17 protein-coding genes and 1 tRNA gene are annotated in these 14,954 nt (G+C 64.9%); 8 read left to right on the top strand and 10 right to left on the bottom strand.

All coding sequences use genetic code 11. From position 1 onward, the window contains the following. Positions 1-4: 4 nt before the first annotated feature. Positions 5-1,297 (bottom strand): histidinol dehydrogenase, encoded by a 1,293-nt coding sequence (gene hisD / locus K1X15_RS02315; protein ID WP_220305892.1) that lies wholly within the window; start codon positions 1,295-1,297, stop codon positions 5-7. A gap of 145 nt (positions 1,298-1,442) precedes the next feature. After that, positions 1,443-1,874 (bottom strand): DUF2948 family protein, encoded by a 432-nt coding sequence (locus tag K1X15_RS02310; RefSeq protein ID WP_220305891.1) that lies wholly within the window; start codon positions 1,872-1,874, stop codon positions 1,443-1,445. Positions 1,875-2,021: 147 nt separating this feature from the next. Between K1X15_RS02310 and K1X15_RS02305 the strand changes: the two genes are divergently transcribed. The 4 genes from K1X15_RS02305 to K1X15_RS02290 are packed head-to-tail and all read left to right on the top strand — an operon-like array spanning position 2,022 to position 5,666. After that, positions 2,022-2,663, top strand: coding sequence for a TetR/AcrR family transcriptional regulator (locus tag K1X15_RS02305; protein ID WP_220305890.1), 642 nt, complete (start codon positions 2,022-2,024; stop codon positions 2,661-2,663). Then, the gene (locus K1X15_RS02300; RefSeq protein ID WP_220305889.1) at positions 2,660-3,598 is read left to right on the top strand and encodes an HlyD family secretion protein; all 939 of its coding nucleotides are present in this window, start codon (positions 2,660-2,662) and stop codon (positions 3,596-3,598) included. Before K1X15_RS02305 ends, K1X15_RS02300 begins: the two co-directional genes overlap by 4 nt. Beyond that, positions 3,595-4,533, top strand: coding sequence for an ABC transporter ATP-binding protein (locus K1X15_RS02295; RefSeq protein WP_220305888.1), 939 nt, complete (start codon positions 3,595-3,597; stop codon positions 4,531-4,533). The genes K1X15_RS02300 and K1X15_RS02295 overlap by 4 nt, the downstream gene beginning before the upstream one ends. Continuing rightward, a complete protein-coding gene (locus K1X15_RS02290) occupies positions 4,530-5,666 on the top strand; it encodes an ABC transporter permease (RefSeq protein ID WP_220305887.1) in 1,137 nt (378 codons plus the stop codon). Before K1X15_RS02295 ends, K1X15_RS02290 begins: the two co-directional genes overlap by 4 nt. Before the next feature lie 217 nt (positions 5,667-5,883). On the opposite strand, the gene murA is transcribed toward K1X15_RS02290, so the two are convergent. Continuing rightward, the gene (gene murA / locus K1X15_RS02285) at positions 5,884-7,176 is read right to left on the bottom strand and encodes a UDP-N-acetylglucosamine 1-carboxyvinyltransferase (RefSeq protein ID WP_220305886.1); all 1,293 of its coding nucleotides are present in this window, start codon (positions 7,174-7,176) and stop codon (positions 5,884-5,886) included. Between the two features lie 471 nt (positions 7,177-7,647). Here murA and K1X15_RS02280 point away from each other — a divergent pair. Both K1X15_RS02280 and K1X15_RS02275 read left to right on the top strand, forming a co-directional pair. After that, positions 7,648-7,722 (top strand) — tRNA-Thr (locus tag K1X15_RS02280). Between the two features lie 107 nt (positions 7,723-7,829). Further along, a complete protein-coding gene (locus K1X15_RS02275; protein ID WP_220305885.1) occupies positions 7,830-8,750 on the top strand; it encodes an SMP-30/gluconolactonase/LRE family protein in 921 nt (306 codons plus the stop codon). On the opposite strand, the gene K1X15_RS02270 is transcribed toward K1X15_RS02275, so the two are convergent. The 6 genes from K1X15_RS02270 to K1X15_RS02245 all read right to left on the bottom strand — a co-directional run bounded on the left by K1X15_RS02270 (position 8,722) and on the right by K1X15_RS02245 (position 13,459). Continuing rightward, positions 8,722-9,228 (bottom strand): DoxX family protein, encoded by a 507-nt coding sequence (locus K1X15_RS02270; protein ID WP_220305884.1) that lies wholly within the window; start codon positions 9,226-9,228, stop codon positions 8,722-8,724. The genes K1X15_RS02275 and K1X15_RS02270 overlap by 29 nt on opposite strands. Beyond that, positions 9,225-9,983 carry an HvfC/BufC N-terminal domain-containing protein gene (locus K1X15_RS02265; RefSeq protein WP_220305883.1) on the bottom strand — a complete coding sequence of 253 codons (759 nt, stop codon included), beginning with the start codon at positions 9,981-9,983 and terminating at the stop codon, positions 9,225-9,227. Before K1X15_RS02265 ends, K1X15_RS02270 begins: the two co-directional genes overlap by 4 nt. Further along, the gene (gene bufB / locus K1X15_RS02260) at positions 9,980-10,837 is read right to left on the bottom strand and encodes an MNIO family bufferin maturase (protein WP_220305882.1); all 858 of its coding nucleotides are present in this window, start codon (positions 10,835-10,837) and stop codon (positions 9,980-9,982) included. Before bufB ends, K1X15_RS02265 begins: the two co-directional genes overlap by 4 nt. Positions 10,838-10,893: 56 nt before the next feature. Continuing rightward, entirely contained in the window at positions 10,894-11,202 is a 309-nt protein-coding gene (locus K1X15_RS02255) for a BufA1 family periplasmic bufferin-type metallophore (RefSeq protein WP_220305881.1), read from the bottom strand. A 181-nt stretch (positions 11,203-11,383) separates the two neighbouring features. Next, the gene (locus K1X15_RS02250) at positions 11,384-11,773 is read right to left on the bottom strand and encodes a PRC-barrel domain-containing protein (protein WP_220305880.1); all 390 of its coding nucleotides are present in this window, start codon (positions 11,771-11,773) and stop codon (positions 11,384-11,386) included. A 75-nt stretch (positions 11,774-11,848) separates the two neighbouring features. After that, positions 11,849-13,459: an EAL domain-containing protein gene (locus tag K1X15_RS02245; protein ID WP_220305879.1), complete on the bottom strand. Its 1,611-nt coding sequence runs from the start codon at positions 13,457-13,459 to the stop codon at positions 11,849-11,851. A 158-nt stretch (positions 13,460-13,617) separates the two neighbouring features. Between K1X15_RS02245 and K1X15_RS02240 the strand changes: the two genes are divergently transcribed. Then, positions 13,618-13,875 carry a hypothetical protein gene (locus K1X15_RS02240; RefSeq protein ID WP_220305878.1) on the top strand — a complete coding sequence of 86 codons (258 nt, stop codon included), beginning with the start codon at positions 13,618-13,620 and terminating at the stop codon, positions 13,873-13,875. Next, a complete protein-coding gene (locus K1X15_RS02235; protein ID WP_220305877.1) occupies positions 13,875-14,168 on the top strand; it encodes a hypothetical protein in 294 nt (97 codons plus the stop codon). Before K1X15_RS02240 ends, K1X15_RS02235 begins: the two co-directional genes overlap by 1 nt. 60 nt (positions 14,169-14,228) lie before the next feature. On the opposite strand, the gene K1X15_RS02230 is transcribed toward K1X15_RS02235, so the two are convergent. Then, positions 14,229-14,894, bottom strand: coding sequence for a YiaD family glycine zipper/OmpA-like lipoprotein (locus K1X15_RS02230; RefSeq protein ID WP_220305876.1), 666 nt, complete (start codon positions 14,892-14,894; stop codon positions 14,229-14,231). Positions 14,895-14,954 lie beyond the last annotated feature (60 nt).

Genomic DNA, 14,954 nt, shown 5'->3' with positions numbered 1-14,954 from the left:
ATGCTCACCGATTAAGCCTGATCGAGATGGACCGGCCATGGCCGTCGAGATCTTCCACGCCGGCAATGGTGACGGCGGGCTCGGCCAGGGCGGCCAGCGACGATGGCGTGCAACCGAGGAGCGATGTGCGCTTCATGAAATCGAGCACGCCCAGCCCCGAGGCAAAGCGCGCCGAGCGGGCGGTGGGCAGGACGTGGTTGGAGCCGCCGACATAGTCGCCAATGGCCTCGGGCGTGTGGTGGCCGAGGAAGATCGCCCCGGCGTGGCGAATGGCGGGGAGCAGCGATTGCGGATCGTCGATGGCCAGTTCGACATGTTCGGAGGCGATGCGGTTGGCCAGCTCGGCAGCCTGGTCGAGCGTAGCGACGGTGATGATGGCGCCGAACTCGTCCCAGCCTTCTCGGGCAATCGCCTGTTTGGGCAGCAGGGACAGCTGGCGGTCGACCTCGGCCTCCACCGCGCCGGCAAGCGCGGCATCGGTGGTGACGAGAATGGACTGGGCCCCTGCCCCATGTTCGGCCTGGGCGATGAGATCGGCGGCCACCCAGGCGGGGTTGGCGGAGCTATCGGCGATGACCAGCACTTCGGAGGGACCGGCGATCATGTCGATGCCGACCTGGCCGAAGACCTGGCGCTTGGCGGTGGCGACATAGGCATTGCCGGGGCCGGTGACCTTGTCGACCCGGGGAATGGTCTCGGTCCCGTAGGCGAGTGCGGCCACGGCCTGGGCGCCGCCGATGCGGTAGATCTCGGTGATGCCGGCGATCTGGGCGGCGGCGAGGATGGCCGGGTTGATCTCGCCATTGGGGGTGGGCACGACCATGGCGATGCGGGAAACGCCGGCAACGCGGGCGGGCACGGCATTCATCAGCACCGAGGACGGGTAGGAGGCGAGGCCGCCCGGCACATAGATGCCGACGGCATCGACCGGCGTCCAGCGGGAACCGAGGGTGACGCCGAGCGCGTCGGTATAGACGTGGTCCTGAGGCTTCTGCTTTTCGTGATGGGACTTGATGCGGTCATGGGCGGTCTGCAGGGCGGTGCGCACATGGTCGGGCACGCCGGCAGCGGCCGCGGCGATCTCATCTGCGGTGAAGGCCAGGGTGTCGCGGGTGACGCCGGCGCGATCGAACTTGTTGGTGAGTTCGACGACGGCTTCATCGCCGCGCGCCCGCACATCGGCGATGATGCCTGCGACCGTGTCGTTGACGTCCTTGCTGGACTCGCGCTTGCCGGCAAGCAGATCGGAAAAGCGCTGTTCGAAATCGGCTTCGGCGCTGTCGAGGCGAAGGGGCATGGGGAGCTTTCTATCGGGTAGTCGGCAGCAGGGCAAACTGCAGGCATTGTGCCCGCGGGCACCCCCTCCCGGCCTCCCCCATCAAGGGGGAGGTGAGGGTTCGGCTATTGGGGCTGTGCTGTGCCTGAAGCATGGAACCTGACGCCTAGTCCAGCGCGTGATTGGGCCGGGCCGAGGCGGCCCAGGCCGCACCAAGATCGGCGAGGCGCGCCTCGAGATAGTCGACACTGAGGCGAACCGTTCCGCCGCCGGCAAAGCGCAGTTCGACAATGCCGGAGGGGGCTTCACCGGGTTCGAAGGTGATGGCGAGGAGTTCGACGACGCCATCGGGGGCCGTGGGGTCGAAACCGGCAAAGGCGGCATGGGTGACACCGCTGAAATGGAGGGCGGCGCGCTTGCGCACGCCTCTCGACCGCGGCTTGTCGGCCGCCCAGTCGAACCGGTTCATCAGCAGGGCGAAACGCCGGTCGCGACGGGCAAAGCCCATGTCGGCGACGCGGATGACGGCGTCCTGCAGATGGGCGGAGATGACTTCGAGGTCTTCGGTATCAAGCGCAATCAGCTTGAGATCGGTCATGAGCAAGGCCCTGTTGGGTGGCGATGACCCTATCTGGTCACGACGTCACCGATCTACAAGTTTGCGCGCGGCGGGGCAATGCGCCTGTAGGGGTGCGACAAAGACTCTTCTTGCTAACTGACCGGTCAGTTAGTTATAGTGCGTGACATGAAGAGCGAAAAGAAATTCAGCAGACGGGCCGAAGCGCGGCCGGACGAATTGCTCGACGCCGCCATGGCGGTGTTCGCCGAGCAGGGCTTTGCTGGCGCCAAGATGGAAGACATCGCCCGGCGCGCCGGGGTGTCCAAAGGCACGGTCTATCTCTATTTCGCCTCCAAGGAGGCGTTGATCGAGGGCATCATCCAGCGCGCGGTGGCGCCGATCGCCAGTGGGGCCCTGCCCCAGCTCGCCGCCTTCGAGGGCGATCCGCGCCTGCCCATCACCATGCTGCTCAAGACCATTGCGGGCCTGTTGAGCGACCCGGCCAAGCTGGCGATCCCGCGCCTGTTCCTGCGCGAGGGCATGAATATTCCCGGCATGGCCGACATCTATCGCCGCGACGTGCTCGACAAGGCCATGCCGGTGCTGACGGGCCTGGTGGAGCGCGGCGTGGCATCGGGGCATTTGCGCGCGGTCGACCCTGACCTCACCGTGCGCTCGATCGTCGGGCCGCTGATCGCCCATGTGGCGCTGAGCGAGATTTTCGGTATCCGCCCCGAGGACGGATTGGCGCTCGACCGGCTCATCGACAACCATATCGACATCCTGTTCGGCGGGCTCGCGGCCGAAAGATCGGACGGCACGCCATGAACGAATTTCTTGCAGGGCTGATGGCGGCGGTGCTGTCGGTGTTTTCGCCGGGGGCCGATCCGGCGGGCTATAGCGGCTATCTCGAGGCCGACTATGTCTATGTCGCGCCGGTGAGCGCGGGGCGGATCGTGTCGCTCGACGCCGAGGAAGGGCAGATCGTGGCCGCGGGCGATACGCTCTTTACCCTCGATGCCACGCAGCAGAAGAACCTGCTCGATGCGGCCATGGCGCGGGTTTCGGCGGCCAGGGCAACGCTGGAAAATCTCGAGACCGGCAGCCGCAGCGAGGAACTGGATGTGATCCGGGCGTCGCTGGCCAAGGCCGAAGCGGACCTGGCGCAGGCGCAATCCAATCTCAGCCGCAGCGAACGGCTGGTGGAAGCCGGCACCGTCCCCAGCGTAAGACTGGAGCAGGACCGCACGGCGCTGGCCTCGGCCCAAGCGCAGGTGAACCAGTTGCGGGCGCAATTGGCGGTGGCCGAGCTGCCGGCCCGCAATGCCCAGCAGGTGGCGGCGGAGGCCAATCTCAGCGCCGCCGAGGCCGATGCCGAGCGCGCCCGCCAGGACATGGACGACCGGACCATCGAGGCCCCGGTGGCGGGCATTGTGGACCGGGTGTTCTTCCGGGTCGGCGAGGTGGCCGGGGTCGGCGCGCCGGTGATCTCCATGCTGCCCCAGGGGCCGCTCGAAGTGTGGTTCTTCGTGCCCGAGGTCGAGCGCGCCGCCCTGGCGGTGGGGGCCGAGGTGACGGTGACCTGCGACGGCTGCGCCAGCGGCCAGGCGGCGCGGGTAACCCAAATCGCCAGCGAGCCGCAGACGACGCCGCCGGTGATCTATTCGCGCGAGGAACGCAGCCGGCTGGTCTATCTGGTCAAGGCGCGGCTGGAGACGGCCAATGCCCTCAAGCCCGGACAGCCGGTAACGGTGCTGCCATGAGCGCGCCGCTGGTCATCGACGTGCGGGGGCTGACCAAGCGGTTTGGCGACAAGACCGTGGTCGATCATTTCGATATCGCGGTGCCGCGCGGCGCCATCTATGGCTTTCTCGGTCCCAATGGCTCGGGCAAGACCACGACGATCCGCATGCTGTGCGGGCTTTTGACGCCCGACCAGGGCGATGGGCAGTGCCTGGGATTTGATGTGCGGCACCAGGCCGGGCGCATCAAGACCCAGGTCGGGTATATGACGCAGAAATTCAGCCTCTACGAGGACCTGACGATCCGCGAGAATCTCGATTTCGTGGCGCGCATGTATGGCGTGGCCGGCCGGCGCAAGCGGGTCAGCAAGGCGCTGGAGGAGCTGGGGCTGGCAGACCGGTCGGGGCAATTGGCCGGCACGCTGTCGGGCGGCTGGAAGCAGCGCCTGGCGCTGGCCGCCTGCCTGATCCATGACCCCAAGCTGCTGCTGCTCGATGAACCGACGGCGGGCGTCGATCCCAAGGCGCGGCGCGATTTCTGGGACGAGATTCGGCGCCTCTCCAAGGCCGGGGTGACCGTGCTGGTGTCGACGCACTACATGGACGAAGCCATCCAGTGCGATTTCATCACCTATATCGCCTATGGCAAAAAGCTGATCGACGGCCCGGCGACACAAATTCCCACCATGGTGGGCCTCAGCACCTGGCGCGCCGAAGGCACGAACCTAGTGGCGCTGGAAACGGCACTGCATGGCCAGCCCGGCGTCGACCAGGTGGCGCGCTTCGGCTCGGCGCTGCATGTGTCGGGCACAGATGCGGACCTCCTCGAAACCACGGTGCGCCGGTTCGAGGCGGAAGGCGACCAGCACTGGAGCAAGGTGCCGGCGGGGCTGGAGGAGGCCTTCATCTATCTCATGGCGGGGGCGCGGGACAATTTCTCGCGCGATGCCGCATGAGCATGGGATTTTCCATCAGCCGGTTCCTGGCGGTGCTGCTCAAGGAATTCATCCAGATGCGGCGCGACCGGGTGACCTTTGCCATGATGATCGGGCTGCCCATCATCCAGCTCATGCTGTTCGGCTTCGCCATCAATGCCGATCCGCGGCATCTGCCGACACTGGTGGAGGTCAATGACGAAGGGCCACTGACCCGGGCGCTGCTGGCCGGCATGGAAACCTCGGGCTATTTCGACTTCATCGGCCAGGTGCGCGGGCCGGAAGCCGGCGAGGAGGCGCTGCGGCGGGGCGAGGCCAATTTCGTCATCGTCATTCCCGATGATTTCGCCCGCGACGTGGTGCGCGGCCTCAACCCGGTCGTGCTGGTGGCCGCCGACGCATCCGATCCTTCCGCCGTCGCGGGCGCGGCGGCCGCGATGAGCGGCATTGTCAGCAATGCCATGGCGCAGACGCTGACCGGCCCGCTGGCGCAGGCCGCCGGCTCCCCTGCCCCGTTCAGCGTGACCGTGCATCGCGAATACAATCCGGAAGGCCGCACATCGACCAATATCGTGCCGGGGCTATTGGCCATCATCCTCTCGATGACCATGGTGATGATCACCGCCGTCGCCATCGTCAAGGAGCGAGAACGCGGCACCATGGAGATGCTGATTTCCACCCCCGTGCGCCCGGCCGAGGTGATGCTGGGCAAGATATTGCCTTATGTGGTGGTGGGCTATGTGCAGACGGCGGTGTTCATGCTGGCGGCCTTTGCCGTCTTCAATGTGCCGTTCACCGGCACGTTCATGGCGTTCTTCTACGGGTTCAATCTGTTCGTGCTGGGCAATCTGGCGCTGGGCTTCTTGATCTCCACCGTGGCGCATAACCAGATGCAGGCCATGCAGCTGAGCTTTTTCACCATCCTGCCCTCCATCCTGCTTTCGGGCTTCATGTTCCCCTTTGCCGGCATGCCGGGCTGGGCGCAGACGATCGGCACGGCCGTGCCCGCCACCCATTTCATCCGGCTGATCCGCAAGGTGATGCTCAAGGGCGCCGGCACGATCGACGTGTCACCCGAACTTGCAGCGCTGGGGGTGATCGTGCTGGTGATCAGCTTTGTGGCCATGCTGCGCTATCGGCAGACGCTGGACTGAGGGCAAAAGAAAAAGCCCGGCCGTAGCCGGGCTTTTCGATATTTGTGTCCTTTGGGACGATGCCCGCCTGCGAGCATAGCTCTCCGGGCCTGCTCGCCTCAAATCGCGCCACTGGCGCGATTTTGCCTTCGGGACATACCCGCCCTACGAGCATAGCTCTCCGGGCCTAGCACGCTAAAATCGCTCCACAGGAGCGATTTTGCCGACGGCACGCGTGCTAGCCAGCCAATCTCTCGATTTCCGCACCGCAGCGAGAGAGCTTGTCTTCCAGGCGCTCGAAGCCGCGATCGAGATGATAGATGCGGTTGACCACCGTTTCGCCCTTGGCGGCGAGGCCGGCAATGACGAGCGACACCGAGGCCCGGAGATCGGTGGCCATGACCTGGGCACCCTTCAATTGCGGTTTGCCGGTCACCGTCGCCAACTGGCCGTTGACCGCGATATCGGCGCCGAAGCGGGCGAGCTCGGCCACATGCATGTAGCGGTTCTCGAAAATGGTCTCGCGAATGTGGCTGACGCCCGAACTCATGGTCATCAGCGCCATGAACTGGGCCTGCAGATCGGTGGGGAAGCCGGGGAACGGATCGGTCTCGACATCCACGGGCTGGATCCCATTGCCATTGCGGCGGACGCGCAGGCCATTGGCTTCGCTCGACAATTCGGCGCCGGTCTGGGCCAGGATGTCGAGGGCCGCCTGCAGATGCTCGGGGCGGGCGCCTTTGAGGAGCACGTCGCCACCAGTCATGGCGGCCGCCATTGCAAAGGTGCCGGTTTCGATGCGGTCGGGGATAACCTCGACGGTGGCCCCGTGCAGCTTTTCGACGCCCTCGACCGTCAGGGTCCGGGTGCCGATGCCGGAAATCTTCGCGCCCATGGCCACGAGGCATTCGGCGACATTGGTGATTTCCGGTTCCTGTGCGGCGTTTTCGATAATGGTCGTGCCGCGGGCCAGCGTGGCCGCCATCAGGATCGTATGGGTTGCGCCCACCGAGACCTTGGGGAAGCTGACGGTGGCGCCGATCAGGCCGCCCTTGGGCGCGCGCGCGACCACATAGCCCTCGTCGATATCGATCTCGGCGCCCAATTGCTTGAGGCCATAAAGGAAAAGATCGACCGGTCGGGTGCCGATGGCGCAGCCGCCGGGCAACGAGACGCGCGCTTCATGACAGCGGGCCAGCAGCGGACCGATGACCCAGAAGCTGGCGCGCATCTTGGAGACGAGGTCATAGGGGGCCGTCGTGTCGACAATATCGGCCGCATGGAAGGTCATGCGCTGGCCCACGCCCTCTTCCTCGCCACGGCGGCGGCCGTGCACGGCGATGTTGACGCCGTGGTTTTCCAGAATGCGTTCGAGCTGCTTGACGTCGGCCAGGCGCGGCACATTGTGCAGCACCAGCGGCTCATCGGTCAGCAGAGCAGAAATCATCAGCGGCAATGCGGCATTCTTGGCGCCCGAAATCGGGATCTCGCCCCGAAGTTCATTGCCGCCGACCAAACGAATACGATCCATTAGAAGTCCTCAGAAAAGGCCCCTTGGGCCTGCTACCTGGTGGGAGGTAGGCGAGGTCTTCTTTGCCACGTGAGCCAGACCAGCCGTTCTCGAGAAAGGGTGACGATTAGAATCGCCTGAAAATGGTTTACGGTTTCTTGTCCGCGTCCGCTTCAGGGGCCGTGGGAACCTGCTCCGGCGCGCCAGTGACCGCGCGCGCCCTCGCCTGTTCCTTCCGACGCTTGAGGTTCTCCCGCAGCTTTGCGGCCAATCTTTGCTCGCGCTGTGCGGTTTGTTCCGATTTGCCCATGGCCCTTCGGCCCTTCGATTCCATTGCGGTGGTTGATAGGCTGTTTTTGGTCTTGCGTCGAGGGAGGCACTATGGCAAAGGAGCCCCCGTCGCCGCGCCGGTCTGCCGCGCAGTGGCGAACAGAGTGGTCGCGCTCTCGACCCGAAAATGTGGATGCCACGTTTTCCGAGATCGCTCCAGATGCTGCCGTAGCTCAGTGGTAGAGCACTCCCTTGGTAAGGGAGAGGCCGACAGTTCAATCCTGTCCGGCAGCACCATTCAAAGTCTTTCCTGCGCTCCTGTTACCCAAGCTGCTGCAACTGCGCGCGATATTGCGCTGCGGGCGGGCGGGCACTATGCCTTGCTTGGTGCTTGGGAGGACGACATGGCTGCGGACACGCTTTACGAGATCATTGATCCCCGCTTTTCCGGCAAGATCGTGGGGAGCGCGCGGCTGGAAGAGTTGTGCACCGGGTTCCGCTGGACCGAGGGACCGGTCTGGTTTTCCGACCATGACTGCCTCTATTTCTCCGACATCCCCAATCAGCGGGTGATGCGGTATCTGCCGGCCGACAATTCGGTCTCGACCTATCTGGCGGCCTCCAACTTTGCCAATGGCCATACGCGGGACCGCCAGGGGCGGCTGGTCTCGTGCGAGCATGGCACAAGGCGGGTGACGCGAACCGAACTGGATGGGTCCATCACGGTGCTGGCCGACCGTTTCGAGGGCAGACGGCTCAATTCGCCCAATGACGTGGTGGTCAAGTCGGACGGCTCGATCTGGTTCACCGATCCCACCTATGGGATCATTTCGGACTATGAGGGCTTTACCGCCCCGCCCGAGCAACCGGTCCACGGCGTTTACCGCATTGACGGCGACAGCGGTGCCGTGACGTTGGTCGCCAACGATTTCGTGCAGCCCAATGGCCTCGCCTTCTCACCGGACGAGCAGTTGCTCTACGTGGCCGATTCGGGCGGCAGCCGCGAAACAGGCGGGCCGCGCCATGTGCGGGTCTTCGCCGTTTCCGAAGATGGCCGGACGCTGAGCGGCGGCAAGGTGTTCTGCGAGATCGAAAATGGCGTGCCCGACGGGTTTCGCATCGACAGCGATGGCTGGATGTGGTGCTCGTCGGCCGATGGCGTCGACGTCTTCGATACCGATGGCACGCTGTGCGGCAGAATTCGGGTGCCGCAGCGCGCGGCAAACCTGACCTTTGGCGGGCCGCGGCGGAACCGGCTGTTCATCACCGCCACGACCTCGCTTTACGCCATCTATGTCAATGCACGGGGCGTGCAGACGTCTTGAGGCGATCGGTGAACAAAGCCGAGAGCAGCCGGTCGGCCGACAGCGTGCCGCCGCCATAGACGAGCAGGGCCAGGGCCATGGCGAACCAGGGCAGATGAAAGTTGACCAACCCGTCGGGGACGGTGAGCTGGATGATGACGGTCATGGCGAGAATGCCCAGCGCGGCAAAGCGCGTGCCCAGACCGAGCACCAGGAAGACCGGCAGGAGCACTTCGCCCAGGCCGGCGAGGAACGCCATGGTCAGCGGCGCCGGATAGGGGAAGGCCTGGCCCAGAATGTGCAGGCGGAACTCCTCCTGGAAGAGATAGCGGGCACCCGAAGAAAGGTTGAGAAACCCGTCCCACTTGGTCAGGCCCGAGCGCCAGAAGGGAATGGCCAGGGCCAGGCGCAGGCAGAGTAGCGGCAGGGCCGCGGGAATGGATGCCAACAGGCGGTCGGCGCGGCCCACAATGTCGGTCAGGCGCGTGATGATCATCATGAAATCTCCTGTTGCAGCGCGGCAAAGACGCCCAATCCGGCGAGACCGACCAGGGCCGCTCCGGGATCAAAATCGGGAAATTGCGCAAGCGCGATCTCTGCCGCTGCGCCCAGCGCGTGCCCGTCCTCGAGGGCCCGCAGCAACGTCGCGGCGGCAGGTGGAATGATTGTCAGGCGCACCTCGGCGGCCGGACGGGTCAGGACGATGTGCTCACTGCCGGCCTGGTCGGGCGGCACGAAGGGCGTCTGCTGGTGGGCCGACCAGATCGACCCTACCGGCCAGGCGGAGGCCACAAGACGCGTCGCGGGCGCCAGCACCAGGCGCAGGCCGGCAAGGGCTTGGGCCGGTACCGCCGCCAGATCGGCAGGCACTGCAATCAATCCTTCGGCCGCGTTGTAGGCATCGGACCAGGCCAGTTCCAGCCGTGCCAGATCGGCGAGATAGGGGACGGTGGCAGCGGGCGGGAAATCGGCGATGAAGTCGGGAAAGCTGTCGCCATAATGCAGAAGCACCGGCGAGGCCGGCTTGTGTTCGCCGACATAGAGCCGGGCCATGCCGGCGAAAAACGTCTCGCCCACGACCTGTCTCGTGACTGCGAAGCGCGCGGCGAGCGCTGCCACCAGACTCACATGCACATTGTTGCGGTAGACCGCGAAACGGCTCCTGTCGGGCGTGCCGCGCGGGGACACCAGGCCCGCCGGAACCGGCAGGGCCGGGTCGGTCAGCGCGGCGGCGAAGGCGCGCTGGTCGGTCATGATGCAAGCCTTTGTGCCACAGGGCCGGCGAGCACCGCATCGACCAGGCGCACCTCGTCCATGAGCACGTCGAAGGCGGGCACGTCATTGTCCCATTCGATCAAAGTCGGCAGCGGCCCGGTGCGGGAAATGGTGTGGCGGAACAGCTCGAACACGTCGGGACGGACGCGGCTGCCATGGGCGTCGATGAGCAGGCGCTCGCCGGCGTCGTCCGTAGTCTCGTCATAGCCGGCAAGGTGGATTTCGCCCACATGGCGGATGGGAAAGCGATCAATATAGGCGACGGGGTCGAGCCGGTGATTGACCGCCGAGACCATCACATTGTTGACGTCGAGCAGCAGGCCGCAGCCGGTCCGCTCGGCAATGGCATCGAGAAAATCGACTTCGTCGATCGTGCTCTCGGCGAAGAGCACATAGGTGGAGGGATTTTCAAGCAGCATGCGGCGACCCAGGGCCTGCTGGACCTGATCGACATGGGCGACGACGCGATCGAGCGTGTGCCTGGTATAGGGCACGGGCAGCAGATCGTTGAGATAGCCCTCGTCATGGCTGGACCAGGCCAGATGCTCGGAAAAGGAGGCGGGGCGATAGCGGTCGTTGAGCGCCCTCAAACGCTGGAGGTGATCCCGGTCGAGCGGGGCTTCGCCGCCGATGGAGAGGCCTACGCCGTGCAGGGAGAGTGGATAATGCTCGCAGATGGCGCCGAGATAGCGGTGGGGCGGGCCACCGGCGCCCATGTAATTTTCCGCGTGCACCTCAAAGAACCCCAGGTCGGGGCAATCGGCAATGATCTGGGCGTAGTGCTGCGGCTTGAGACCGAGGCCCGGCCGGACCGGCAATGCGTCGAAGGGCATGGAATCCTCCCCTGGTGCAAGAAGCGGGAGGCCGCTGGAGCCTCCCGTTGGGGCGATCAGCTGGCCATGGGCAGGTCGCGGTCGAGCGGCTCGAGCGAACCCATGCGGTCGCCTTCAAGCATCATGGTCTCGCAGGTGCCGGCCGGGACGGCCTTCCAGGCATTGCCCTGATAGTCGATGGTGGAGGTGCCAGCGCAGGTGGTGCCAGGGCCGGCGGCACAGTCATTGGCACCGGCAAGGGCGACACCGTAGCATTTCTCGGTGGCGGCCATGGCATCGCCCCCCATGGTGTCCTGGGCAAGGGCAGCGCCACCCAAAGCGGCGGTGAGCGAGGCGGCAAGGGCGAGAGTGGACAGGCGGTTCATTGAAGTCTCCTCGTGTTGGGAACGCTCCGGGTTCCGACACGAGGTCATTCGGCGGGCGGCAGCCAAGGTTACCGCGCGCCATGCGGATCACGACTTCGTGATCGGCCAGGCACAAAAGGACCGGCGCTCCGCGGAGCGCCGGCCGGCAATGATCAGGTTATCAAAAAAGGGTGGAAGGCGATCAGATCCAATAGGGGGTCACGCCATAATAGTCGTAGACGCGACGGCCGTTTTCGGCGGTCCAGAAATTGTCGTCGTTCTCGCCATAGCGTGGCGCGCCTTCGAGCTGATCCTTGGTGATATCGACGCGATAGCCGCCGAGGTTTTCGTCATAGTCGAGCTTGGACCAGGGCAGCGGATAGTGATCGTGGCCGATGCCCATGAAGCCGCCAAAGCTCAGGACGGCATAGGAGACCTTGCCGCCACGCTTTTCCACCAGGAAGCGCTCGATGGAGCCGATATGCTCGCCATTGGGGTCATAGACCTTGGTGCCTTCGACCTTGTCAGAGGCGATCAGGTCATGGGTTTCCTTGACGTCGGCAGTGGCGACACGCTTGTCATCATAGGCCATTTGGACCTCCTTGATTGGGGTGTGGGAGGGGAACGCGGCGCTGCGGGCGAGGTTTCGCCAGGGGAGAAATCGTGATCAGGCGACCAGACGGGGCCGGGAGCGCGGACGCGGACCGCGCTCGGCGAGGAAGGCCATGAAGGCGTCGATCAGCAGCGGCCGGGAGATGCCGTAGCCCTGGACGAAATCCACCAGACCGGTGGCCTTGAGGTATTCGAGGCGCTCGCTGGCCTCCACCCCCTCGACCACCAATGAGCGACCTGAGGCCTGCACCAGCTCGATAGCGTGATCGAGCATGCGCGCCATGACCGAGTGATCGGGCGCCATGGCAAAGGAACGATCGAGCTTGACCCCGTCGATCGAGAGCGCCGCCAGGCTGTGCATGGAAGAATAGCCGGCGCCGAAATCGTCGATATAGATCCTGAGCCCGGCGGCGCGCAGCCGCTCGATCTCGACCTGCGCGGTTTCCGGACTGATCTCGGCGGTTTCAACGATCTCGATCACCACGTCAAAGGGTGAACCGGCGGCAAGGAATGGCGCGAAGATCGGCAGCAGGCGGCCGGCATCAAGGTCCTGCGGGAAAATGTTGAAATTGACCTGCAGCCGCAGCCCGGACGGCAGGCGGGCGGTCAGGTCGGCATAGGCACAGGCGACCACCATGGTGGTGAAGCGCTCGGTCAGGCCGTGCCGCTCGATGATGGGCAGGAAGCGATCGGGTGGGACGATGGTGCCGTCCACATCCCGCCAGCGCGCCAGGACTTCGCAGCCGGTAACCAGATTGGTCTTGAGGCACAGCAGGGGTTGATAGGCGCAGACCACCGAACCCTTTTCGAGGCGGCGCAGGAAGCGTGCCTCGAAGGACCAGTAGCGCTCGATCAGGCCATGCAACTGCTGGGCCACCCAGGCCGCTAGCACCGCCGCAACCAAAAGGATGACGCCCACAGTCGCCCAGCCAAGGCCGAACAATTGCGAGAGATAGCTGCGCCCGGCAATACAGTGGATGCCGCCGGTGTCGCAGGCGAGCTGATAGAAGACGCCGTTGAACACCGAAGCAATGGCGGGCCCCTGGGCGGCCAGCGCTTCGACATAGATGCCGGCTTCACCCTGGCGGTGCATCCAGGTGTCGCCGAAGTGGAACACCAGCTCCTGGTCCATCCAGCGCGGAGCGTTAGCCGGCAATTCCGAGGCAGGCACAATCATGGCCAGGGCGCCACGCTGCGCCAGCGTACCGGTCAAGCCGTCGAGGCCCAGAAAGCCCAGATCGATATCGACCCAGAAGGCTATGGCAAACGGGTTGTCGGGCATGATATCGGGCGCGCCGAGAATTTCGGGCCGGGCCAGGCGGCCCGAATTGACCGAGCACTGCACAACCCCATTCGGGGCATAGAGCAATTCGTTGATGCCGTCGGGCAGAAAGGCGATGCGCCGCAACTCATCGAGAAATGCGGGGGAACAGGGCGGCTGGGTGAGGCGCCTGTCCATCTCGTCGAAGGTGGAGAGCACGTTGGAGCGCAGCCGCTCGAAGCCGGCCAGGCTCCTGTGGGTCTCGACCCGCATGTTGACCGCAACCTGCTCGGCCACCACCCATGTGGCCAAGGCGAGCAAGGTTCCAAACGCCACCACCCACAATGCCAGCCTGAGACCGCGTCCATGTGTTTCGGCGATCATGAAGCCGAAAAAACGGCTCATCGGAAGTTCCTCCACAGACCTCCTATGCCCCAACACTCCTCAAGGGTGGGTTAAATCCAGCGGCTTATTGCGCCGTATCGGCCGGAACTCCTTCCCCTGTGTCGCATTGATCCAGATGAACGGCCCTTGTGGCCTCCCTCCAATTTGGAGAGACGGAAATGGTCTTTGACAGTCTCAAGCAACGCATGGGTGGCCACGACCAGCTCAATCCCATGCAGATTGCCCATCACACCCTGTTCACCGCGCGCGAAAAGATCGAATTGCTCAACCAGCTCAAGGCGGAGGCGACGGGCGCGCAGGCAGAGGGCGACCCGGTGGCCTTCGAGCCCGAGGAAATCGACCGGGCCATCGCAGAAGTGCGCGAGGGCGTGGAAAGCGGCGTCGGCACCGAAACCGTGCTCAAGGGGGATTTCTGATGGCTGAACCCAAGGAAGTGCATTCCCCACAGGTGGCCAAGGTCGACTACATGGTCGACGAGAACGCCTCACCGGTGGACGTTCCGGATGGTTCGGGCCTGAAGGTGGCCGGTGAACACGACCCCACAGTGGGGGCGACCGGCCCCACTAACTGGTGGCTCTACGGGCTGGGCGCGCTGGCGATCATCATCGCCATATTGCTGATCATGCAGATGTTCTCGGGCGCGCCGGGCACCGACATGCAGCCAGGGACACCGACATCTGAACCGGTGGTCGAAACTCCGGCCGAATAGAGCCAGAACAAAAAAGGCGCGATCCGGGGATCGCGCCTTTTGTCATGCCTGCGCTCGCGATCAGCCGCGGATGGGCGAAAGCTGGATTTCGACGCGGCGGTTCTGCGCGCGGCCGGCTTCCGTCGCGTTCGAGGCGATCGGCGAGGTCTCGCCCTTGCCCTCGATGTAGAAACGGCGCTGGTCGATGCCCTGATTGGCCAGGATGGTGGCGACCGAAACGGCGCGGCGCTGGCTGAGCGACAGATTATAGGCATCGTCGCCCTGGCTGTCGGTGTGGCCATAGACGTCGACAATGGTCTTGTCGAACTTCTTGAGCACCAGCGCCACCGAGACCAGGGTCTGGTTGAATTGCGGCTGCACCGTCGACTGATCGGTGGCGAAGGTGATGTTGGAGGGCATGTTGAGGATGATCTGGTCGCCCACGCGGGTGACCGAGACGCCGGTGCCCTGCAGCTGGGCGCGGAGTTCGGCTTCCTGCTGATCCATGTAATTGCCGATGGCCGCGCCGGTGAGACCACCCACACCGGCGCCGATCAGCGCACCGACGCGCGGGTCACCACCCACGGCAGCGCCCACAATGGCACCGGCAACCGCGCCGCCACCGGCGCCGAGCAGCGTGCCGCCGGCGGTGTTGGAGAGCTGGGACTGGCCCGTATAGGGATTGGTGGTGGTACAGGCGCTGAGCGCCAGGGTCGCGGCAAGGGCGACGAGAACCTTCGACTTCATATGCTTCCCCCAAAAGGATTCGCGGTTGGTGGCCTTGTGTTGCCCCTGAATAAGGCAGGA

Source organism: Devosia salina (genome assembly GCF_019504385.1).
Classification (GTDB): domain Bacteria; phylum Pseudomonadota; class Alphaproteobacteria; order Rhizobiales; family Devosiaceae; genus Devosia; species Devosia salina.
This window is presented reverse-complemented; position numbering and strand designations above follow the sequence as displayed.